General features: G+C 65.7%; 18 protein-coding genes. 11 read left to right on the top strand and 7 right to left on the bottom strand.

The features are described from left to right. Positions 1-42 precede the first annotated feature (42 nt). Complete coding sequence (locus PVZ80_RS03370) at positions 43-1,419, bottom strand: L-serine ammonia-lyase (protein ID WP_028681686.1); 1,377 nt, start codon at positions 1,417-1,419, stop codon at positions 43-45. Positions 1,420-1,554: 135 nt separating this feature from the next. Between PVZ80_RS03370 and PVZ80_RS03375 the strand changes: the two genes are divergently transcribed. Together PVZ80_RS03375 and PVZ80_RS03380 are read left to right on the top strand one after the other, a co-directional pair. Continuing rightward, positions 1,555-2,502 (top strand): LysR substrate-binding domain-containing protein, encoded by a 948-nt coding sequence (locus PVZ80_RS03375; RefSeq protein WP_007932401.1) that lies wholly within the window; start codon positions 1,555-1,557, stop codon positions 2,500-2,502. A 212-nt stretch (positions 2,503-2,714) separates the two neighbouring features. Then, positions 2,715-3,122, top strand: coding sequence for an HPF/RaiA family ribosome-associated protein (locus PVZ80_RS03380; RefSeq protein ID WP_009047054.1), 408 nt, complete (start codon positions 2,715-2,717; stop codon positions 3,120-3,122). 223 nt (positions 3,123-3,345) lie between these two features. Here PVZ80_RS03380 and fecA read toward each other — a convergent pair whose 3' ends face one another. The 3 genes from fecA to PVZ80_RS03395 all read right to left on the bottom strand — a co-directional run bounded on the left by fecA (position 3,346) and on the right by PVZ80_RS03395 (position 7,382). Beyond that, on the bottom strand, positions 3,346-5,706 hold the full coding sequence (fecA, locus tag PVZ80_RS03385; protein ID WP_273863421.1) for a TonB-dependent Fe(3+) dicitrate receptor FecA: 2,361 nt from the start codon (positions 5,704-5,706) through the stop codon (positions 3,346-3,348). Between the two features lie 225 nt (positions 5,707-5,931). Continuing rightward, complete coding sequence (locus PVZ80_RS03390; protein WP_110175444.1) at positions 5,932-6,897, bottom strand: FecR domain-containing protein; 966 nt, start codon at positions 6,895-6,897, stop codon at positions 5,932-5,934. Beyond that, on the bottom strand, positions 6,894-7,382 hold the full coding sequence (locus tag PVZ80_RS03395) for a sigma-70 family RNA polymerase sigma factor (protein ID WP_016703295.1): 489 nt from the start codon (positions 7,380-7,382) through the stop codon (positions 6,894-6,896). The genes PVZ80_RS03390 and PVZ80_RS03395 overlap by 4 nt, the downstream gene beginning before the upstream one ends. Before the next feature lie 220 nt (positions 7,383-7,602). Between PVZ80_RS03395 and PVZ80_RS03400 the strand changes: the two genes are divergently transcribed. From PVZ80_RS03400 to dacB, 4 genes are all read left to right on the top strand, one after another. Continuing rightward, a complete protein-coding gene (locus PVZ80_RS03400) occupies positions 7,603-7,908 on the top strand; it encodes a DUF3649 domain-containing protein (protein ID WP_009047058.1) in 306 nt (101 codons plus the stop codon). Next, positions 7,905-9,479 carry a PepSY-associated TM helix domain-containing protein gene (locus PVZ80_RS03405; protein ID WP_110175445.1) on the top strand — a complete coding sequence of 525 codons (1,575 nt, stop codon included), beginning with the start codon at positions 7,905-7,907 and terminating at the stop codon, positions 9,477-9,479. Before PVZ80_RS03400 ends, PVZ80_RS03405 begins: the two co-directional genes overlap by 4 nt. Next, entirely contained in the window at positions 9,480-9,803 is a 324-nt protein-coding gene (locus PVZ80_RS03410) for a DUF3325 domain-containing protein (protein WP_016703293.1), read from the top strand. It abuts the gene before it with no gap. 142 nt (positions 9,804-9,945) lie between these two features. Continuing rightward, a complete protein-coding gene (gene dacB / locus PVZ80_RS03415) occupies positions 9,946-11,394 on the top strand; it encodes a D-alanyl-D-alanine carboxypeptidase/D-alanyl-D-alanine endopeptidase (RefSeq protein WP_273863422.1) in 1,449 nt (482 codons plus the stop codon). Between the two features lie 160 nt (positions 11,395-11,554). Here the strand turns inward: dacB and PVZ80_RS03420 are convergent, their stop codons facing one another. Continuing rightward, on the bottom strand, positions 11,555-12,430 hold the full coding sequence (locus tag PVZ80_RS03420; RefSeq protein ID WP_273863423.1) for a helix-turn-helix domain-containing protein: 876 nt from the start codon (positions 12,428-12,430) through the stop codon (positions 11,555-11,557). A gap of 285 nt (positions 12,431-12,715) precedes the next feature. Here PVZ80_RS03420 and PVZ80_RS03425 point away from each other — a divergent pair, with 285 nt between their 5' ends. Continuing rightward, the gene (locus tag PVZ80_RS03425) at positions 12,716-13,615 is read left to right on the top strand and encodes a DMT family transporter (RefSeq protein ID WP_016703291.1); all 900 of its coding nucleotides are present in this window, start codon (positions 12,716-12,718) and stop codon (positions 13,613-13,615) included. Between the two features lie 145 nt (positions 13,616-13,760). On the opposite strand, the gene PVZ80_RS03430 is transcribed toward PVZ80_RS03425, so the two are convergent. After that, positions 13,761-14,735: a 2-hydroxyacid dehydrogenase gene (locus tag PVZ80_RS03430; protein WP_101281839.1), complete on the bottom strand. Its 975-nt coding sequence runs from the start codon at positions 14,733-14,735 to the stop codon at positions 13,761-13,763. Positions 14,736-14,976: 241 nt separating this feature from the next. Beyond that, the gene (locus PVZ80_RS03435; protein WP_009047065.1) at positions 14,977-15,945 is read right to left on the bottom strand and encodes a LysR family transcriptional regulator; all 969 of its coding nucleotides are present in this window, start codon (positions 15,943-15,945) and stop codon (positions 14,977-14,979) included. 263 nt (positions 15,946-16,208) lie between these two features. Here PVZ80_RS03435 and PVZ80_RS03440 point away from each other — a divergent pair, with 263 nt between their 5' ends. The 4 genes from PVZ80_RS03440 to PVZ80_RS03455 are packed head-to-tail and all read left to right on the top strand — an operon-like array spanning position 16,209 to position 21,046. Further along, positions 16,209-17,720 carry an efflux transporter outer membrane subunit gene (locus PVZ80_RS03440; protein ID WP_041985872.1) on the top strand — a complete coding sequence of 504 codons (1,512 nt, stop codon included), beginning with the start codon at positions 16,209-16,211 and terminating at the stop codon, positions 17,718-17,720. A gap of 51 nt (positions 17,721-17,771) precedes the next feature. Then, complete coding sequence (locus PVZ80_RS03445) at positions 17,772-19,979, top strand: FUSC family protein (RefSeq protein ID WP_009047067.1); 2,208 nt, start codon at positions 17,772-17,774, stop codon at positions 19,977-19,979. Beyond that, the gene (locus PVZ80_RS03450) at positions 19,969-20,169 is read left to right on the top strand and encodes a DUF1656 domain-containing protein (RefSeq protein WP_007930063.1); all 201 of its coding nucleotides are present in this window, start codon (positions 19,969-19,971) and stop codon (positions 20,167-20,169) included. The genes PVZ80_RS03445 and PVZ80_RS03450 overlap by 11 nt, the downstream gene beginning before the upstream one ends. A gap of 10 nt (positions 20,170-20,179) precedes the next feature. Then, positions 20,180-21,046, top strand: a complete 867-nt coding sequence (locus tag PVZ80_RS03455) for an efflux RND transporter periplasmic adaptor subunit (protein ID WP_009047068.1) — start codon at positions 20,180-20,182, stop codon at positions 21,044-21,046. The last annotated feature ends 52 nt before the right edge of the window (positions 21,047-21,098 follow it).

A 21,098-nucleotide genomic window follows, 5' to 3' on the forward strand; every position in this document is an offset into this window, starting at 1 on the left:
TTTGCTCGGGCTCACGTGGGTCGGACGGTCAGGAGAGGGGGATCAGCACTCCACCCAACTCACGGCCAGGCCGCCCCGTGAAGTTTCTTTGTATTTGTCGTGCATGTCGGCGCCGGTATCGCGCATGGTGCGGATCACCCGGTCCAGGGAAATGAAGTGTTTGCCGTCGCCGCGCAGGGCCATCTGGGTGGCGTTGATCGCCTTCACCGCGGCGATCGCGTTGCGCTCGATGCAAGGCACCTGCACCAGGCCGCCGACCGGGTCGCAGGTCAGGCCGAGGTTATGTTCCAGGCCGATTTCCGCGGCGTTTTCCAGTTGCTCCGGCGTGGCCCCGAGCACCTCGGCCAGGCCAGCCGCAGCCATCGCGCAGGCCGAGCCCACCTCGCCCTGGCAGCCGACTTCGGCGCCGGAGATCGAGGCGTTTTTCTTGCAGAGGATGCCCACCGCGGCGGCGCCGAGGAAGAAGTCGATCACGTCGTCGTCCGACGCTTCGGGGTTGAACTTCATGTAGTAATGCAGCACCGCCGGGATGATCCCCGCCGCGCCGTTGGTCGGTGCGGTGACCATGCGCCCGCCGGCGGCGTTTTCCTCGTTCACCGCCAGGGCGAACAGGTTGACCCACTCCATGGCCGACAGGGTCGAGCTGATGACGTTGGGCTTGCCGATTTCCAGCAGGTTGCGATGCAGCTTGGCGGCGCGGCGCGGCACATCCAGGCCGCCGGGCAGGGTGCCTTCGTGGCGCAGGCCCTGCTCGACGCATTCGCGCATCACCGCCCAGATGTGCAGCAGGCCGCTGCGGATTTCGGCGTCGCTGCGCCAGGCCCGTTCGTTGGCCATCATCAGTTCCGAGACCCGCAATTGATGCTGTTGGCACAGGGCCAGGAGTTCCACCGCGCTGTTGAAGTCGTAGGGCAGCTCGACGCTGTTGGCCGCCGGAGCGCCTTCGGCCACTTCGGCCTCCTCGACGATAAAACCGCCACCCACCGAGTAGTAGGTCTGCCGCCACAGCAGGCCGTCCGCACCGAAGGCCGACAGCGACATGGCATTGGGGTGGTAGGGCAGGCTTTCGTCGAGCAGCAGCAGGTCGCGGTGCCAGTCGAAGGCGATGGTCGAGCGGCCACCGAGGCTCAGCTCGCCGCTTTCGCGCAGTTGCTGGATGCGCGGGCCGATGCTGCGAGGGTCGATGCTGTCGGGCCATTCGCCCATCAGGCCCATGACGCAGGCGCGGTCGGTGGCATGGCCGACGCCGGTGGCGGACAGCGAGCCGTACAGGCGGATTTCCACCCGCTGCACCTGCGCCTGCAACCCTTGCTCGAACAGCCCCTGGGCGAAGGTCGCGGCGGCGCGCATCGGGCCGACGGTGTGGGAACTGGACGGGCCGATGCCGACTTTGAAGAGATCGAAAACACTGATAGCCATGCTAAAGCCTTACAAGCAATGGAAGAGAAATCGCTGCCATTTTTTGTAGGCCGAGCGTTAGGTCGGCGATACTGCCTAGCTCGGTCAATACTGACCAACGAATTTTCCTAAGACAGCCTTTAGCAGGACTAAACGATGAGTCGTCAATTTCATGCCCAGACCTATGTCTGGCTGCATGTGTTTTCCTGTGCCGCGCGGCACTTGTCGTTCACCCGTTGCGCGGAAGAACTGCACATCACCCCGGGGGCGGTCAGCCAGCAGATCCGCCTGCTGGAAGAGCGGCTCGGTTTTCGCCTGTTTCACCGCCGCGCCCGCGGAGTGGAACTGAGCGCCGAGGGGCAGCGGCTGGCGATCACGGTGAACGAGGCCTATGGCAGCATCGACGCCGAACTGCGCCGGCTGGATGCCGGGATGATCAGCGGCACCTTGCGCCTGCGCTCGATCCCGTCGTTTCTCGGCAAGTGGCTGACCCCGCGCCTGCCCCGGCTGCAGCAGCGTTTTCCGGACATTCAGCTACGGCTGGTGGCCGAGGACAGCAGCGTGGCCTTGCATGAAGGTGATTTCGACCTGGCCATCGACCTCAATGACGGCAGCTATCCGGGACTGTTATCCACAGCCCTGCTGGATGAGCAGATCTTCCCGGTCTGTGCCCCGGGCCTGTTGCGCGGGCGGCCGCCGCTGCACGGTCCGGCAGACCTGGTGCATTTCCCGTTGCTGCACGACATCACTGCCTGGCGCGGCAGCTACGAGTACGCGGAGTGGGAGTTCTATCTCAATGCCATCGGCTTCGAGGGCGCGGATGTGCGGCGCGGGCACACCTTCAACCGCAACCACCTGACCATCGAGGCGGCGACTGCCGGGATGGGGGTGGCGATTGCCCGGCGCACCCTGCTCAACGATGAACTGGAGCGCGGCACCCTGATCGTGCCGTTTGGCCTCGCGGTGCCCAATCACAAGCGTTATGTGCTGCTGTATGCGCCGGGCGCGCTGAGCCATCCGGGCGTGCGCGCGGTGCACGACTGGCTGGTGGAAGAGGCGGAGATATTTCGCGGTTTGCACCCGCTGGGAGGGGGACACGGGTAAGCAGAAAGGACAGGGGAGTGAGGCGACCCAACTCCCGACATTAACAGCGCTTTTGCGCTTTGTCCGGCTTTATTTGCCAATAGATATTTATCTTTTTTAAGGGGTTGAATTGTTCTGCGCTCTGCCCAACTCTGTAACCAAGAGGCCGCAAAAAGTACGCCCTCAGGGGCACGCGGTTCCTCTCGCGAGCTAGCTGAAATAAGGGAAGAACTATGCAAATCCAGGTCAATAGCGATAACCATATTCAAAGCAGCATCCGACTGGAGGAGTGGGTACGTACTACCATTGAGAGCACGCTCGAACGCTACGAGGAGGACCTGACCCGAGTCGAGGTTCATCTGCGGGACGAGAACGGCGACAAGCCCGGTCCCCACGATTTGCGCTGCCAACTGGAGGCGCGGCCAAAAGGCCATCAACCGATTTCCGTGACCCACAAAGCCGAATCCCTGGAACTGGCCATCGAAGGAGCGGCCACCAAGCTGGAGAACTCCCTGGAACACCTGTTCGGACGGTTGCGCAACAAGCGCGCCGCGGCAGCGCCAAGCGCCCGCGCCGGTCAGGCCGACGCCTTGCTTGAAGAGGAATTCCTGGAAAACGAACAGGCCGCGCTCAATAGCTGACGGCGCAAGTACCCAACCAAGAAGCACCTAGCAAAAAGGGCCTGCACATGCAGGCCCTTTTTTGTGCGCCGCGTTTCTGTAGGAGCGAGCGGGCGGCGATCCGACTTGCTCGCGATGCAGACGCCGCGGTGTGTCAGGCTGGACGCCATCGCGAGCAATCGAGCGTCGACCGGCCGCTCCTACAGAAGCACGGGGACGTGCTGTTCTGCAGGAGCACGTTGGATCAGAACGCCACGGAGGTCTGTACGTACAGGGTCCGTGGTTCGCCCACGTATTTGCCTTTGTTGTTGTCGTCGAACGAGCGGGTGAAGTACTGGTGGTTGAAGATGTTCTTCACCCCGACCGCCACGTTGAGGTCCGACAGTTGCGGGCCGAAGTCGTAGGCGGCGCGGCTGCTGAACAGCATGTAGCCGGGAATCCGTCCGGTGCTGCCGTCGGCGCTTTCGGTGGAGGTGTTGGCGTTGTCGGCGAACTGGCTGCTCTGGTAGCTGCTGTCGAAGTTCAGTTTCCACGGGCCTTCGGTGTAACCGATGCCGAGGGTGCCTTTGTGCTTGGACGAGAACGGCACGCGGTTGCCCTTGTTCGGCCCGTCTTCACGAATGGTGGCGTCGACGTAGGCGTAGGTGGCGTACAGATCGAAACCGGCCAGCGCCGGACTCAGGCCGTCCAGTGCGTAATTGACGCTGGTCTCGATGCCCTGGTGGCGGGTTTCGCCACGGGCGATCACCGAGTCGTTGGTCTGGTTGCTGTCGTACTGGTTGTCGAAGTTGATCAGGAACGCGCCGATCTCCGCCCGCAGACTGCCGTCGTCATAGCGGGTGCCCAGTTCCCAGGTGCGGGCCTTTTCCGGTTTCACTTCGCCGCTGCTCACGCGGTTGGGCATCTGGCTGTACTGCACGCTGCCGAACGAACCCTCGGTGTTGGCGTAGAGGTTCCAGCTGTCGGTCAGGTGGTACATCACGTTCAGTGCCGGCAGCGCGGTGTTGTAGTCGCCCTTGTATTTGACGTTGGTCAGGTTGTTGGTCTGCTGGGACTCGATCATCTCGTAGCGGATCCCCGGGGTGAGGGTCCACTTGCCGATGTCGATGCGGTCGTCGACGAAGAACGCATTGGCCTCGGTGCCACCGCGGGTATCGCGGTCGTTGCGGCTGCTGGTGCTGGGCAACTGCTGGTTGGCGCTGATCGGCGTGCGGTAGCGCAACTCGTGCCCGGCCTCGTTGATGTAGCGGTAGCCGATGCCCAGCTCATGGCTGGTCGGCCCGAGGTCGAAGCCCTGGGCGAAGCGGGTTTCGATGCCGCGCACCCAGTATTCGCGTGGCGACAGCGACAGGAAGCTGCCCTGGTCCAGGTAGCCGCTGCGCAGGGTCTTGGTGAAGAAGCTGTTGACGGTGAATTCGCGGCGATCTTCCTGGTAGCGGTAGCCGAAGTTGATCAGCATACGGCGGCCCCAGAACTTGTCGTACGGGCGGGTCGACTGATACGGATCGGCCTTGTAGTCGGCAACGTTGAGGCCGCCGGGCATATCGGCCTCGCCCTCGTAGTACTGGGCCATGGCGTTGAAGCTGTTGGCGTCGTCGAGCTGGTAGTGGCCCTTGAGGATCAGGTCGTCGATCTGTGTGTCGCTGTGTTCGCGCCAGTCGCCGCCACGGGTGCCGGAGTACAGCAGGGCGCCGCCCAGGCCGTTGTCGGCGGTGCCGCCGGCCAGCAGGTTGCCGGTGGTCTTGAAACCGTCGTGGCTGGAGGACGGGCTGGTCTCGGTCTGGAAGCCGCCCTTGACCGTGGGCGCATCGGGGATGGCGCGGGTCACGAAGTTGACGATGCCGCCGACGTTCTGCGGCCCGTAACGCACGGCGCCGCCGCCACGCACCACGTCCACCGCGTCCATGTTGCCCATGCTGACCGGGGCGAAGGACAGCTGCGGCTGGCCATAGGGCGCGAAGGGTACCGGAATGCCGTCCATCAGTACCGTGGAGCGCGAGGCCAGGCGTGGGTTGAGCCCGCGAATGCCGAAGTTCAGCGCCATGTCGTGGCTGCCGGTGCCGTTGTTTTCCGGTGCGTTGACCCCGGGGATGCGGTTGAGCACGTCGCGGGCCTGGGTGGCGCCCTGGCGTTCGAATGCTTCGCGGCGGATCACGTCACGGGCCCCCGGGTGTTCGAAGACGTTGGTCTGCTCCGCATCGCCCAGCCAGTCGCCGACCACGCTGGACGTGCCCAGCTCCAGGGCCGCCGGTGCGCCCTCGGCGCTCACCGGTTGCAGGCTGAAGGCATTGCCGCCTTCGGCGCGGGCTTGCAGGCCGGTACCCTTGAGCAAGGCATTCAGACCTTCTTCGGTGGTGTAGCTGCCTTCCAGGCCCTGGCTCTGCACGCCGCTGGCGACCTGGGAACCGAAGGAGATCAGCACCCCGGCCTCACGGCCGAACTGGTTCAGGGCGTTTTCCAGCGATGAGGCGGCGATGTGGTAATCGCGCGACAGGCCATCGGCGGCCATGGCCGGCGGCAGGGCGGCCAAGCTCAGGCTGGCGCCCAGCAGCAACTGGCGCAGGGTGCGGGCAAGGGGCGTGAGGCGAGTGGGTTGCTGGGGCATGGACATCGATCCTGAGAAGGTTGCAGTCAAGGGGGCTTTCCTTCTCTGTCACGCGAGTGCTGGAAAACGGCTCACACAAAATGAAAAAAACGGCACACCGGGAAAAACATTGAATCGACGCCTGTAGCCGCTGCCGCAGGCTGCGATAAGGCCCGAAGGGCCTTCGAGGGCCTCAAGAGCACGTCCCCTTCGGGGCCGATCGCAGCCTGCGGCAGCGGCTACAGGTCACGCGCGGGCTTCGACCGTGACCCAGTAGCGGGTGAAGCGACGGACCTTCACCGGAAGGCTGATTTCCAGCAGGTCGAGGATCCGTTCGCTGTCGTCCAGTGGATAACTGCCGGAGATCAGCAGGTCGGCGACCTGTGGATCGCAGTTGAGCTGGCCGCGACGGTAGCGCCCCAGCTCGTCGAGGAAGTCCGCCAGGCGCATCTGGGCGGCCACCAGCATGCCTTCGCTCCAGGCGCCGCTGCCGGCGTCCAGCGGCCGCGGGTTGTCCCAGGCGCTGCGGGTGAAGCTCAATTGCTGTTCCTTGCTTACCACTAACGGCGCTCCCGAATAATCCGACGGGCTGAGGCTGACGTTGCCTTCGAACACCGCCAGCTGGGTGCGCTGGCTGAACTGGCGCAGGTTCAGCCGTGCGCCTTGCGGACGTAAAACACCCTGGGCGCTCTGTATCAACAGCGGCCGGCGGTCGGCCGCGGCGGTCAGCAGGATCTCCCCGGCCAACAGCCGGATCAGCCGTTGCTGGCCGTCGAAACTTACGTCCACCGCGCTGTCGGTATTGAGCTGCAACTGGCTGCCATCGCTCAATTGCAGTTTGCGCCGCTGGCCCACCGGGCTGCGGTAGTCGGCCATCAGCGGGGTCAGCGGGTTGTGTTCGCGCAAGCCCCAGGCCGCGGCGGAACCGGCGCCGAGGATCAGCAGCAGTTTCAGCGCCTGGCGCCGGCTGGAGGACTTCGGCGCAGCGAGCGCGGCATGGGCCAGGGGCGAAGACAGGCCGCGCAGCCGCGAATTGACCCGCTGGATATGTTCCCAGGCCCGTTGATGTTCGCTGTGGGCGTCGTGCCATTGCTGCCAGGCCCGTTGCTGGCGTGGGCTGAGTGGGCCCGCCTGCATTTCGAGCAGCCAGTGCACGGCCTGTTCGGCGACCTGGGCGCCGATGTCCGGCGGGCGGGGGAGGCCAGTGTTCACAGGGCGAAGTAGCAGCGCAGGGCTGCCTTGTGCAGGTGGCGCTTGACCGTGGCGATGGAGATCCCCAGCTCGCGGGCGATCTCGCCATGTTTCAGGCCATCGACCTGGGCCAGCAGGAACGCGCGTTTCACCAGGCGCGGCAAACCGTCGAGCAACTGGTCCAGCTCCAGCAGGGTCTGCAGGATGATCGCCTTGTCTTCCTCGGACGGCGCCAGCAGTTCCGGCATCTGCGCCAGCGTCTCAAGATAGGCCCGTTCCAGGTCCTGGCGCCGGTAATGGTTGCACAGCACCCGCTTGGCGATGGTGGTGAGGAACGCCCGTGGCTCGACGATCGACGGCGTTTCCCGGGTGCTGAGCACCCGCATGAAGGTGTCCTGGGCCAGGTCGGCGGCGCTGTCGGGGCAGCCGAGCCGACGCCGCAACCAGCCGTTCAGCCAGCTGTGATGGGCGTGATAGAGGACTTCGACGGTAGAGGAGTGAGCCAAGCCGAACGCTCCGGCAGCATGAAAACGCTTAAGAGAACAAGAATTGTTCGCATTGTAGTGGCCTGGCATGGCATTGGGCAATCAACCCGGACCGGCGGAAGATCCCGCTGCGGGTCAGTGAATTTTTGCGCATGAGAATATTTATCATTAATATTGCGCCGACTTGAGTCCGGGTAGGGGAATTCCCTGCGCCGGGCGGTCCTGGTTTCAAGGTCGAAACATGAAAAGCAAAGTTGCCACGATCCCCTCTTCCTACCGTCTGGCGGTGACGTCGCGAGTGCTGGCCGCGGTATTCGGCGGTTACCTGCTGGCGGCGTTGTCCAGCGTCTGCATGACCCTGCTGCTCCCCGTGTCCCGCGCCGATGCGGTGGTCAGCGGCATGATGACCTCCTTCCTGTTCTATCTGGTGGCGGTGCTCTGGTGCTTTGCCTGCCGCACGGCCTGGCAGGCCTGGCTCGGTTTGCTGCTGCCGGCGCTGGGGTTGGCGGCGATTTCTGCGTGGGCGCACGGGATGAATCTTTCATGAAGGAGGGATTTCGCCAGTCCATGGCCTGGCTGCACACCTGGGCCGGGCTGGTATTCGGCTGGCTGCTGCTGGCGATTTTCCTGACCGGCACCCTGGCCTACTTCAAGGACGAAATCAGCCACTGGATGCAGCCCGAAGTGCCGTCGCGCTCGGTCAGCAACGAAACCAGCCTGATCCTCGCCCAGAGTTATCTGCAGCAGCACGCCCAGGGCGCCTCGCGCTGGTTCATCAACCTGCCCGATGCCCGTGAGCCGGGGTTGTCGGTGATGTGGCAGTTCCCGGGCAAGCCCGGCGAGCGCGGCGCCTTCACCCAGAAACTGCTGGACCCGGCCACCGGTGCCGAACTGCAGGTCCGCGATACCCGCGGCGGCGAGTTCTTCTACCGCTTCCATTTCCAGTTGCAGATGCCTCATCCGTGGGGCCGCTGGCTGTCCACCGCGGCGGCCATGCTGATGTTCGTCGCCTTGATCAGCGGCATCATCACCCACAAGAAAATCTTCAAGGACTTCTTCACCTTCCGCCCCAGCAAGGGCCAGCGCTCCTGGCTCGACGGGCACAACGCGGTGGGCGTGCTGGTGCTGCCGTTCCACCTGATGATCACCTACAGCAGCCTGGTGATCTTCATGTCGATGGTCATGCCGGCGAGCATCCTGGCCACCTACGGCAACGACACCCGGGCGTATTTCAACGAAGTGTTCCCCGCCAGCAAAACCGCCCCGGCCGCAGGCAAGCCGGCGCACCTGGTGCAACTCGAACCGCTGCTGGAGCAGGCCCGCGAGCAGTGGCCGGGTGGCCGCGTGGGGCGGATCACGGTGAACAATCCGGGGGACGCCAATGCCTCGGTGAATGTCATGCGTCATGGTGGCGACCAGGTGGTCCGCGACTTTGGCAATGTGGTCACGTTCGACGGGGTCAGCGGCAAGCTGTTGCAGGTGTCGCCGCCGCAGTCGACGGCCCTGGCCATCAACGGCAGTTTTTACGGGCTGCACATGGGCCTCTTCGCCGGGCCGCTGTTGCGCTGGCTGTACTTTATCTGCGGCCTGGCCGCCACCGCGATGATCGGCACCGGGCTGGTGATCTGGCTGGGCAAGCGCCAGCTCAAGCATGCCAAGAGTGGAGTGACGCCCTTCGAACTGCGCCTGGTGGAAGTGCTGAACATCGCCAGCATGTCTGGCCTGGTGCTGGCCGTCGCCGCCTTCTTCTGGGCCAATCGCCTGTTGCCGGTGAGCCTTGCCGGGCGGGCGGACTGGGAAGTGAACAGCTTCTTTATCGTCTGGGGCCTGAGCCTGCTGCACGCCGCGCTGCGTCGCGGGCGCAAGGCCTGGGTCGAGCAATTGGGCCTGGCGGCGCTAATGCTGGCCAGCGTGCCGCTGCTCGATGCGCTGACGATGCCCGATGTGCTGGATGGTTTCCTGGTGCATGGCGACTGGGTCCGCGCCGGCTTCGACCTGACCTGCCTGGCGGCGGGGCTGTTCCTGGCCTGGGGGGCCTGGAAGATGTCGCGTCCTGTCGCCCAGCCTACCGTTGCCGCCCGCTCGCGACGGGCCGCCCTTGAAACCGAGGTGAACTGAATGCTCCTGGCGCTGCTGTTGTGTTACCCAGGCTTTGCCGGGTTGTGCCTGTCGATGGACCGTCATCACGCCGAACTCCTAGGCTACAAACCCACGGCCTGTCGCCGCTCTGGCTTGCGTATTGGCGGCTGGCTGCTGCTGGCCGGCTCGCTGTGGGCGGCGATCGCGGCGGCTGGCTGGGGCCTGGGCCTGGTGCAATGGTGCGCGGCCTTGATGCTCAGCGCCTTGTCGCTGGTGCTGTTGCTGCCGTATCAACCGCGACTGGCGTTGCTGGCGGCGGGGCTGGGATTACTGGTCAGCCCGCTGGCCGCGTTGGCGCAATGAGCGCTCCGCAGCGCCGGGCCTGAGGGGCTGGCTTCGATTGTTCGTTGACACGAACCCCTCGCCAATCGTTATCTGGGCGCCCGTCGCCGCGGCTGCAAGGTTGTCGGCGCGGGTTCGAGGTCATCAAGGAAATACGTTTTTCATGGGTTCAGCACATCGTTTCTACACTCGCGGGCTGGGGTTGTTCCTGGCCCTGTCACTGGCGGCTTGCGCCAGCCATCCCGGCGCCCGCTACGCCGCCAGCCTGGATCAGGTCCTGGCCGACCCGGCGCTGCAGGGCGCCACGGTGTCGCTGACGGTGCGCGATGCCGAGAGCGGCGCGGCCTTGTATCAGCACAACCCCGACAGCCGCCTGATCCCGGCTTCGAGCCTCAAGCTGCTGACCACCGCCGCCGCGCTGGACGTCCTCGGCCCCGACTACCGTTTCGCCACCGAGGTGCTGGGCGACGGCGCGCAGCAGGGCGAGCGCCTGCAGGGCAATCTCTACCTGCGCGGTTCCGGCGACCCGAGCATGCAGGTCGCGGACTATCGGGAGTTGGCAGCGGCGGTGGCGCGCACCGGCATTCGTCAGGTCGCGGGCGACCTGGTGCTCGACGACACCGCCTTCGATGACCAGCGGCTCGGCGTCGATTGGGCCAGCGACGATGAAAGCCTGTATTACGCGGCGCAGATTTCCGCCCTCAATATTTCCCCCAACGACGACTTCGACGCCGGCAGCGTGCTGGTGTCGGTCACCGCGCCGACGATGCCGGGAGCGTCGCTGGCGGTGCGCATCAGCCCGGAAAACCGGCTGATGAGCCTGCGCAATCAGGGCCGGGTCGGAACGACGGACAGCCTGCAGGTCGGCCGTGAGCATGGCAGCAACCTGCTGCTGGTCAGCGGCGCCTTGCCGCCGGGGCAGTCGCGGCGCCATTGGGTCAGCGTGTGGGAGCCGACCCGCCTGGTGGCGGACGTGTTCCAACAAGCGCTGGCCGAGCAAGGCGTGACGGTACAGGGCCAGGTGCGCATAGGCCAGCCCACGGCACCCCCCGCCCGGGTGCTGGCCAGTCACTCGTCGATGCCGCTGGCGGGCTTGATCACGCCGCTGCTCAAGCTGTCGAACAACAACATGTCGGAAGTGCTGCTCAAGGCCATGGGCCGCAAGACCGCCAATGCCGGCACCGCCGCTGCCGGGGTGGCGGCCATCGAGGGCTTCCTGCGGCGCCAGGGCCTGAGCCCGCAAGGGCTGGTGCAGGTGGACGGCTCGGGGCTGTCGCGGCGCAACCAGATTTCCAGCCAGAGCCTCAGCGACCTGTTGCTGGTGGCGCGCAAGCAGCCCTGGTTCGCCACCTGGTACGCGGCGTTGCCGGTGGCTGGCGATGCCCAGCGCATGACCGGCGGCACCCTGCGTTATCGCCTGCAAGGCACAGGGGCTGTGGATAACCTGCATGCCAAGACCGGCTCGATGCAGGGCGTGTCGTCGCTGTCCGGGTATCTGCGCGCGGCCGATGGCCGTCGGCTGGTGCTGGTGATGCTGTCGAACAACTACCGGGCCGACGGCGCGCACATCAAGGCCCTGGAAGATCGGGTGACGCAGGTGCTGTTGCAATAACGCTGGGGATCGGCTTTGCCTGACACATCGCCATCGCGGGCAAGCCTCGCTCCTACGGGGTGTGCGGTGTGAGGGCGGGCGCGGTGCTTCTGTAGGAGCGAACGGGCGGCGATCCGACTTGCTCGCGATGAAGGCGACGCGGTGTAACTGGCGGCTGCGCTCAGCCAAGAAGCGCCTGGCGATATTCCCCGGGCGTGCCACCCAGGGCCTGGCGAAAGCGATTGGTGAAGTGGCTGGCGCTGGCGAAACCGCAGGCCAGGGCAATCTCGCCCAGGGGCAGGCGGGTGCCGCGCAGCAGGTCGCGGGCATGCTTCAGGCGTCGCGCCAGCAGGTATTGGTGGGGCGGCAGGCCGAAGCTCGCGCGGAACATCCGCGCAAAGTGGTATTCCGACAAGGCGCAGCGCGCGGCCAGTTGCCCGAGGCTGAGCGGTTCGGCCAGCTGGCTGTCGATGTACTCCACCAGTTGCCGACGCTGATGCGCCGCCAGCCCGCCCTTGAGGCGCAGGCCCTGGCGCTGGCCGACCTGGGTCAGCAGGGCGTGGCTGAGCATCTCGTGGGCCAGGCTGCTGGTCAGCAGGCGCTCGCCGGGTTCGTCCCAGTTCAGCTGGATCAGTTGCCGAAAGCGCCTGGCCTGCTGCGGATCGTCGAGGAAGGTGGTTTCCTGCAATTGCAGCTCGCGGGGTTCGCGGTCCAGCAGGGTCACGCAGCCCAGGGCAAATTGTTCCGGGCTGAAATACAGGTGGGCCAGGCGGATCTCGCCGTTGATCACCCAGGCCGAACGGTGCTCGGCGGGCAGGATGCACAGCTTGTCCGGGCCGCCCTTGGTCCCCGGCTGGCCGCGGCGAAAAGTCCCGGTGCCGCCGGCGATGTAGCACGACAGGGTGTGATGGCTCGGCGCTTCGTAGTCCTGGGCGTCGTGATGGTTGCTCCACAAGGCTGCGGCCAGGCCGTCACCGAGCTCGGCGCTGTGCTCCAGGCGAGCATTGGGCGAGCGGTTCAGGGCTTGAAAGACTTGCAGGGTTTCCAGGGTAGACATGGTTTTGATTCGATAAAGGGTGGCACGTTGTAGCCGCTGCCGCAGGCTGCGATCGGCTCCGCAGGAGACGCGCTTTTGAGATCGCAAGAAGGTCCTGCGGGTCGAGCGCGACCCCGGCCTATCGCAGCCTTCGGCAGCGGCTACAGGAGCGAAGTCAGATGTTTCGCATCCTACTCCGTAGGCAACGCGCTGCCAGCCCGGTAACCGACAAAAGCGCAAGTTTATGCAAGCGCCCGGGCGCGCAATGGCCTGAGACTGGGTTGCCCTGCACAGGAGTCCCGCGCCATGAACCTCTCGCTTTATCTGCTCACCGTCCTGATCTGGGGCACCACCTGGATCGCCCTCAAGCTGCAGCTGGGGGTGGTGGCGATTCCGGTGTCCATCGTCTATCGCTTTGCCCTGGCGGCCCTGGTGCTGTTCGTCATGCTGCTGCTCAGCCGCAAGCTGCAAGTGATGAACCGTCGCGGGCACCTGATTTGCCTGGCCCAGGGGCTGTGCCTGTTCTGTATCAATTTCATGTGTTTCCTGCATGCCAGCCAGTGGATTCCCAGCGGCCTGGTGGCGGTGGTGTTTTCCACGGCGACCCTGTGGAACGCCCTGAATGCCCGGGTGTTCTTCGCCCAGAAGATCGCCCGCAACGTACTGCTGGGCGGGGCGCTGGGGCTGCTGGGGCTGGGCCTGCTGTTCTGGCCGGAGCTGGCGGGCCATAGCGCCAGCCCGCAGACCCTGCTCGGCCTGGGGTTGGCGCTGTTGGGGACCCTGTGTTTCTCGGCGGGCAACATGCTGTCCAGCCTGCAACAGAAAGCCGGCCTCAAGCCGCTGACCACCAACGCCTGGGGCATGGCCTATGGCGCGGCGATGCTGGCGGCTTATTGCCTGGTCAAGGGCATCCCTTTCGATATGGAGTGGAACGCGCGCTACCTCGGTTCCTTGCTGTATCTGGTGATCCCGGGCTCGGTGATCGGCTTCACCGCCTACCTGACCCTGGTTGGCCGCATGGGCCCGGAGCGGGCGGCCTACTGCACCGTGCTGTTCCCGGTGGTGGCGCTGAATGTCTCGGCCTTCGCCGAAGGTTACCAATGGACCGCCCCGGCGCTGGCCGGGCTGGTCCTGGTGATGCTGGGCAACGTGCTGGTGTTCCGCAAGCCCAAGCCGCTGGCCGTCCGCGATCCCCGGCTCGCCTGATGGGTAGCGCGGCTGCTGCAGGGTTTGAGGAGCTTCTGTAGGAGCGAAGCTTGCTCGCGATAGCGGTGTCTCAGGTACACCGCGTCGTGCCTATCGCGGGCAATCGAGCGTCGACCGGCCGCTCCTACAGTGGACCGCGTTGGTTTCAGCCTTTCCACACCTGCGGGTTGACCAGGTCCTGCGGGCGTTCGCCGAGCAGGGCGCTGCGCAGGTTGGCCAGGGCGCGGTTGGCCATGGCGTCGCGGGTTTCATGGGTGGCCGAGCCGATGTGCGGCAGGGTCACGGTGTTTTTCAGCTGGAACAGCGGCGACTCGGCCAGCGGTTCCTTCTCGTAGACGTCCAGGCCGGCCCCGCGAATCGTGCCGTTGCGCAGGGCCTCGATCAGCGCCGGCTCATCCACCACCGGACCGCGGGAGATGTTCACCAGGATCGCGCTCGGCTTCATCAGCGTCAGTTCGCGGTGGCTGATCAGGTGCTTGGTCTTTTCGCTCAACGGCACCACCAGGCAGACGAAATCCGCTTCGGCCAGCAACTGCTCGAGGCTACGCAATTGCGCGCCCAGCTCCTGTTCCAGGGCGGTCTTGCGGCTGTTGCCGCTGTAGATCACCGGCATGTTGAAGCCCAGGCGACCGCGTCGGGCGATGGCCGCGCCGATATTGCCCATGCCGACGATGCCCAGGGTCTTGCCATGCACATCGCAACCGAACAGCGGCGCGCCGACGCTGGCCTGCCATTGCCCGGCCTTGGTCCAGGCGTCCAGTTCGGCGACGCGCCGGGCGCTGCTCATCAGCAGGGCGAAGGCCAGGTCGGCGGTGCTTTCGGTGAGCACGTCCGGGGTGTTGGTGAGCATGATCCCGCGTTCGTTGAAGTAGGCCAGGTCATAGTTGTCGTAGCCCACCGAGACACTGGAGACCACTTCCAGCTGGCTGGCGTTTTCCAGCTGCGCGCGGCCCAGCTTGCGACCGACGCCGATCAGGCCGTGGGCGTGGGGCAGGGCTTCGTTGAATTGCGCGCCGATATCGCCCAGCTTGGGGTTGGGCACTATCACCTCGAAGTCCTGGCGCAGGCGCTCGATCATGTCCGGGGTGATGCGGCTGAAGGCAAGTACGGTCTTTTTCATCGCGGGAAAGCTCGTCAGGCGGAGGAGAATGCCAAGCAAGCTAACATTCCCCACGGGCTTTTTGTAGCGGCTGCACAGGGCTGTGAGGGCAAGAAGGTTCTGCGACTGTAGCCGCTGCCAAAGGCTGCGATCGGCTCCGCAGGAGACGTGCTCTTGAGATCGCAGGAGGTCTTGCGGACCTTTCGCAGCCTGCGGCAGCGGCTACAGGGGGGAAGCATGACAAAGCCCCGAAGGGCTTGGCTCAAGTGGTCAGGCGTACGCCGCTGAGGCCGCCGCTCAGTTCATAGGCCGCGAGCTCCGCCTGATGGGCGGCGAGAATCTCCGGCAGGGTGTTGCGCAGGTACTCGACCCAGGTCTTGATCTTGGCGTCCAGGTACTGGCGCGATGGGTAGATGGCGTACAGGTTCAGCTCCTGGGAGCGGTACTTGGGCATGACCCGCACCAGGGTGCCGTTGCGCAGGCCCTCGATGGCCGCGTACACCGGCAGCACGCCCAGGCCCATGCCGCTGGTGATCGCGGTTTTCAGCGCGTCGGCGGAGTTCACCAGGAACGGCGAGCCGTTGAGCGTGACCCCTTCCTGGCCCTCGGGGCCGTCGAACAGCCATTTGTCCAGGGCGATCACCGGGCTCACCAGGCGCAGGCAGGCATGGTTCGACAGGTCGCTGGGGCTGCTCGGGCAGCCATTGGCTTTCACGTAGGCCGGCGAGGCGCAGACGATGCTGTAGGTGATGCCCAGGCGCTGGGAGACGAAGCCCGAGTCCGGCAGTTCGCTGGCCAGCACGATGGACACGTCGTAGCCCTCGTCCAGCAGGTCCGGCACGCGGTTGGCCAGGGTCAGGTCGAAGGTCACGTCCGGGTGCGACTTGCGGTACCGGGCGATGGCGTCGATCACATAGTGCTGGCCGATGCCGGTCATGGTGTGCACTTTCAGCTGGCCGGACGGGCGCGCGTGGGCGTCGCTGGCCTCGGCCTCGGCTTCTTCGACATAGGCCAGGATCTGCTCGCAGCGCAGCAGGTAGCGCTTGCCGGCCTCCGTGAGCGCGATGCGGCGAGTGGTGCGGTTGAGCAGGCGGGTTTGCAGATGGGCCTCCAGATTGGAGACCGCGCGCGAGACGTTGGCCGTGGTGGTGTCGAGCTGGACGGCGGCGGCGGTGAAGCTGCCGGCTTCGGCGACACAGCTGAAGGCGCGCATGTTTTGCAAAGTGTCCATGGGGTGCTCTCTCGGGAGATGGCAAATTGTGACACGAAGTAACAGATTGTTGGCTATTCCACCAAGGGATTATCGCGCGAACGGTAATAAAGATTCACAGGAATCCCAGCTTATCGCCGCAAAGCCCGCCGCCTAGAATTGCGCCGATCTGTAGGGGCCGGCTGCCGGAGCCCCGTGCAATGCGGTGGGTCAGTGACACCGTCTCGCGAGCAAGCTCGCTCCTACAGGGATCCGCCTTCTCCCTATTTCAGGAATTCGCAGCAGTGCCGCGTCGCATCAGCAGAGAGCTGAAGACTCTCAGTGTTTGGGCTTTATCGTTAGCAATCAGCGGCTGCATCGGAACCGGGGGCATTGCCCCGCAAGGCAAGGCACTACCGGCCAATACACTGGCCACCGACGAGGCGATCCAGAGCGCCGCGCGCGACGCCCGCTGGCCCGCCGCCCAGTGGTGGCAGGCCTATGGCGATGCGCAGTTGAACCAGTGGGTGACCCTGGCGGTGCAGGGCAGCCCGAGCATGGCCATGGCCGCCGCCCGGGTACGCCAGGCGCGTGCCATGGCCGGCATCGCCGAGTCGGCCGAGTCGCTGCAGATCAAGGGCGACGCCACCCTCAAGCGCCACAACTGGCCCACCGACCAGTTCTATGGCCCGGGCGAGCTGGCCAACAGCACCACCTGGGACAACAACGCCGCGCTCGGCTTCAGCTACGCCCTCGACCTCTGGGGCCGGGAAAGCAATGCCAGCGAGCGTGCCGTGGACCTGGCGCACATGAGCGCCGCGGAGGCGCGCCAGGCCCAGCTGGAACTGCAGAACAATGTCGTGCGCGCCTATATCCAGCTGTCGCTGCAATACGCCCAGCGCGACATCGTCCTGGCCACCCTGAAACAGCAGGAACAGATTCTCGAACTGGCGCAAAAGCGCCTGGCCGGCGGCATCGGCACCCACTTCGAGGTCAGCCAGGCGCAGACCCCGCTGCCGGAAACCCATCGCCAGCTGGATGCCCTGGACGAAGAAATCGCCCTGGGTCGCAACCAGATCGCTGCCCTGGCCGGCAAGGGACCGGGGGCGGGCGCGCAGTTGCAACGGCCGAGCCTGTCCCTGGCCGCGCCGCTGAAACTGCCGTCGGCGCTGCCCGCCGAACTGCTCGGCCAACGCCCGGACGTGGTCGCCAGCCGCTGGCAGGTGGCGGCCCAGGCGCGCGGCATCGATGTCGCCCACGCCGGCTTCTACCCCAACGTCGACCTGGTGGGCAGCCTTGGCTACATGGCCACCGGCGGCGGGGCGCTGGAGTTCCTCACCGGCAAGAAGCTCAATTACAACGTCGGCCCGGCCATCAGCCTGCCGATCTTCGACGGCGGCCGCCTGCGCGCTGAACTGGGCGAGGCCGCGGCCGGCTACGACATCGCCGTGGCCCACTACAACCAGACCCTGGTCAACGCCCTGAAGAACATCTCCGACCAGTTGATCCGCCGCGAGTCCATGGACAAGCAGGCCGAGTTCGCCGCCGAGTCGGTGGCGTCGGCGCAGAAGACCTACGACATCGCCATGGTCGCCTTCCAGCGTGGCCTGACCGACTACCTCAATGTGCTCAATGCCCAGGGCATGCTGTTCCGCCAGCAACAGGTCCAGCAGCAGGTCCAGGCCGCGCGCCTGAGCGCCCATGCCGAGCTGGTGACGGCCCTGGGTGGCGGCCTGGAGGCGGGCCGGGATGTGCCCGAGGACAGCAAGACCCAACCGAGCAAGACCCCGGCGGCGCTGGCTGTCTTCGATCATTAAGAGCTGACCATTAAAAGCCGACCCCCAAGTGCTGATCACTGAGTAAGACCCATGACTTCCTTGCCTGCACCCTTGCGCTGGCTGTACTCCCTTGAATGGCGCCGGGGCTTCTTCGACTGGGCACGCAGCGACGGCGTGACCTGGGTCTATATCTTCAAGGTGCTGGCCGCCGCGTTCCTCACCCTGTGGCTGGCCATGCGCCTGGAGCTGCCGCAACCGCGCACGGCGATGATCACCGTGTTCATCGTCATGCAGCCGCAGAGCGGCCAGGTGTTCGCCAAGAGCTTCTATCGCTTTCTCGGCACCCTGGCCGGGTCGGCGGTGATGGTGGCGCTGATCGCCCTGTTCGCCCAGAACACCGAACTGTTCCTCGGTTCGCTGGCGATCTGGGTCGGCATCTGCTCGGCCGGCGCCGCCCGTTATCGCAACTTCCGCGCCTATGGCTTCGTGCTTGCCGGCTACACCGCGGCGATGGTCGGCTTGCCGGCCCTGGCCCATCCGGACGGGGCCTTTATGGCGGCGGTGTGGCGGGTGCTGGAAATCTCCCTGGGGATTCTCTGCTCGACCCTGGTCAGCGCTGCGATCCTGCCGCAGACCGCCAGCGCGGCGATGCGCAACGCCTTGTACCAGCGCTTCGGGGTGTTCGCCCTGTTCGTCACCGACGGTTTGCGCGGCCGCAGCCAGCGCGATGCGTTCGAGAGCGGCAATGTGCGTTTCATCGCCGAAGCGGTAGGCCTGGAAGGCCTGCGCAGCGTCACGGTGTTCGAAGACCCGCACATGCGCCGGCGCAACGGCCGCCTGAGCCGTTTGAACAGCGAGTTCATGGGCATCACCACCCGCTTCAACGCCCTGCATCAGTTGCTCGAGCGCCTGCGCGGCAGCGCCGCCGAGTATGTGCTGGCGGCGACCAAACCCGGGTTGCAGGACCTTGCCGAACTGCTGGACGGCTTCTCCGGCCGCGCCCTGACCAGCCCCGATGCCGCGCGCCTGGCCGAGCAACTGGCAAGCTACAAGGCCGAGCTGCCGGCGCGGGTGCGCAGCATGCGCGCGCTGTTCCAGGAGCACGAACCGAGCGATGCCGAGCAGCTGGATTTCCACACCGCCTATGAGCTGCTCTATCGCTTCGTCGACGAACTGCACAGCTACGCGCAGACCCATGCGTCCCTGGCCGAGCACAGTCATGAGCGCGAGCGCTGGGACGAGCCCTTCACCCCCCAGACCAACTGGCTGGCCTCGGCCGCCTCGGGGATCCGCGCCTCGTTCATCCTGATCGTGCTCGGCAGTTACTGGGTGGCCACCGCCTGGCCCAGCGGCGCCACCATGACCCTGATCGCGGCGGCCACCGTCGGTCTCTCGGCGGCGACGCCGAACCCGAAACGCATGGCCTTCCAGATGGCCTGCGGCACCTTGATCGGGGCCGTGGTCGGCTTCGTCGAGATGTTCTTCGTGTTCCCCTGGATCGACGGTTTTCCGCTGCTGTGCGTGATGCTGGCGCCGGTGATCGTGCTCGGTTCGTTCCTCGCTTCACGCCCGCAGTACGCTGGCGTGGGCCTGGGGTTGCTGATCTTTTTCAGCACCGGTTCGGTGCCGGACAACCTGACCGTCTACAACCCCTACGCCTTCATCAACGACTACATCGCCATGATCATGGGCATGCTGGTCTGTGCCGCCGCCGGGGCGATCATCCTGCCGCCCAACAGCCGCTGGTTGTGGCGCCGCCTGGAGCAGGACCTGCGCGGCCAGGTGGTGTACGCCATCAGCGGCAAGCTCAAGGGCCTGGCGTCGAGCTTCGAAAGCCGCACCCGCGACCTGCTGCACCAGGCCTATGGCCTGGCGGCGGGGCAGCCGCAGGTGCAGCGCGAGCTGCTGCGCTGGATGTTTGTGGTGCTGGAGGTGGGGCACGCCATCATCGAGCTGCGCAAGGAACAGGCGATCCTCCCGGTGCACCCGGCCTACGCCGAATCCCAGCCGTGGCGCCAGGCGATCCGGGTGATGGGCCGCTCGTTGGTGCGGCTGTTCCTGCAACCGGGCCAGAGCAACCTGGAGCGCGCGCTGGTCGCGGTCGATCATGCGATCAGCCGGGTCCAGGCCAGCGACGAACCCTTCGCCCCGCACTTCGATACCTCGGTGTTGCGCCGGGTGAAGAGCTACCTGCACTTCATCCGCAGCTCATTGCTCGACCCGCAATCGCCGCTGGCCGCCTATGCCGCGCCGCCAGCCGTACAGGCCCCGCCCCAAGGACTTGAACATGCCTCGTGAAATCGCCTTCCACGGCGTGTACATGCCGACCATGACCCTGATGTTCTTCATTGCCGCGGCCCTGGCCTGGGCCCTGGACCGCTTCATCTCGGGTTATGACCTGTACCGTTTTTTCTGGCACCCGGCGCTGCTGCGCCTGAGCCTGTTCTGCTGTCTGTTCGGCGCCATGGCGCTCACTGTTTACCGTTGAGAGTCCCACGATGAAAAAGTTTTTCAGCCTGCTCGCGACCCTGCTGGTGCTGGCCCTGGCCCTGTGGATCGGCCGCACCCTGTGGGTGCATTACATGAACACGCCGTGGACCCGCGACGGCCGGGTGCGCGCCGACATCATCAACGTCGCCGCCGACGTCACCGGGGAAGTGGTGGACGTGCCGGTGCGCGACAACCAGCTGGTGAAAAAGGGCGACCTGCTGATGCAGATCGACCCCGAGCACTACCAGATCGCGGTCAAGCAGGCGCAGTCGCTGGTGGCTTCGAGAAAGGCCACCTGGGAGATGCGCAAGGTCAACGCCCACCGCCGCGCCGACCTGGACAACCTGGTGATCTCCAAGGAAAACCGCGACGACGCCAGCAACATCGCCGACTCGGCCCTGGCCGACTACCAGCAGGCCCAGGCCCAGCTGGAGGCCGCGGAACTCAACCTCAAGCGCACCCAGGTGCGCGCCGCGGTGGACGGCTACGTCACCAACCTCAACGTGCACCGCGGCGATTACGCGCGCATCGGCGAGCCGAAGATGGCGGTGGTCGACATGCATTCGTTCTGGGTCTACGGCTTCTTCGAGGAGACCAAGCTGCCCCATGTGCGCGTCGGCGATAAGGCCGATATGCAGCTGATGAGCGGCGAGGTGCTCAAGGGCCATGTGGAGAGTATTTCCCGCGGCATCTACGACCGCGACAACCCGGAAAGCCGCGAGCTGGTCGCCGACGTCAACCCGACCTTCAACTGGGTACGCCTGGCCCAGCGCGTGCCGGTGCGCATCCATATCGATGAAGTGCCGGAAGGCGTGCTGCTGGCTGCGGGGATTACCTGCACCGTGGTGGTGAAGGAGGGCGGGGAGGCGCAGTGATCGGGCCGCTGCCGGGCGTGCCTGCACGGCATCTCTGGCGAGCCGGCTCCCG

It is taken from the genome of Pseudomonas sp. B3G-3 (genome assembly GCF_028640915.1).
Classification (GTDB): Bacteria; Pseudomonadota; Gammaproteobacteria; order Pseudomonadales; family Pseudomonadaceae; genus Aquipseudomonas; species Aquipseudomonas chlororaphis_I.

Coding starts and splice junctions, on each gene's coding strand:
- PVZ80_RS03425 (WP_016703291.1), top strand. CDS start 12,716: ATGAACCTCTCGCTTTATCTGCTCACCGTCCTGATCTGGGGCACCACC.
- PVZ80_RS03450 (WP_007930063.1), top strand. CDS start 19,969: ATGCCTCGTGAAATCGCCTTCCACGGCGTGTACATGCCGACCATGACC.
- PVZ80_RS03435 (WP_009047065.1), bottom strand. CDS start 15,945: ATGGACACTTTGCAAAACATGCGCGCCTTCAGCTGTGTCGCCGAAGCC.
- PVZ80_RS03410 (WP_016703293.1), top strand. CDS start 9,480: ATGCTCCTGGCGCTGCTGTTGTGTTACCCAGGCTTTGCCGGGTTGTGC.
- PVZ80_RS03430 (WP_101281839.1), bottom strand. CDS start 14,735: ATGAAAAAGACCGTACTTGCCTTCAGCCGCATCACCCCGGACATGATC.
- fecA (WP_273863421.1), bottom strand. CDS start 5,706: ATGCCCCAGCAACCCACTCGCCTCACGCCCCTTGCCCGCACCCTGCGC.
- PVZ80_RS03370 (WP_028681686.1), bottom strand. CDS start 1,419: ATGGCTATCAGTGTTTTCGATCTCTTCAAAGTCGGCATCGGCCCGTCC.
- PVZ80_RS03405 (WP_110175445.1), top strand. CDS start 7,905: ATGAAGGAGGGATTTCGCCAGTCCATGGCCTGGCTGCACACCTGGGCC.
- PVZ80_RS03455 (WP_009047068.1), top strand. CDS start 20,180: ATGAAAAAGTTTTTCAGCCTGCTCGCGACCCTGCTGGTGCTGGCCCTG.
- PVZ80_RS03375 (WP_007932401.1), top strand. CDS start 1,555: ATGAGTCGTCAATTTCATGCCCAGACCTATGTCTGGCTGCATGTGTTT.
- dacB (WP_273863422.1), top strand. CDS start 9,946: ATGGGTTCAGCACATCGTTTCTACACTCGCGGGCTGGGGTTGTTCCTG.
- PVZ80_RS03380 (WP_009047054.1), top strand. CDS start 2,715: ATGCAAATCCAGGTCAATAGCGATAACCATATTCAAAGCAGCATCCGA.
- PVZ80_RS03445 (WP_009047067.1), top strand. CDS start 17,772: ATGACTTCCTTGCCTGCACCCTTGCGCTGGCTGTACTCCCTTGAATGG.
- PVZ80_RS03400 (WP_009047058.1), top strand. CDS start 7,603: ATGAAAAGCAAAGTTGCCACGATCCCCTCTTCCTACCGTCTGGCGGTG.
- PVZ80_RS03420 (WP_273863423.1), bottom strand. CDS start 12,430: ATGTCTACCCTGGAAACCCTGCAAGTCTTTCAAGCCCTGAACCGCTCG.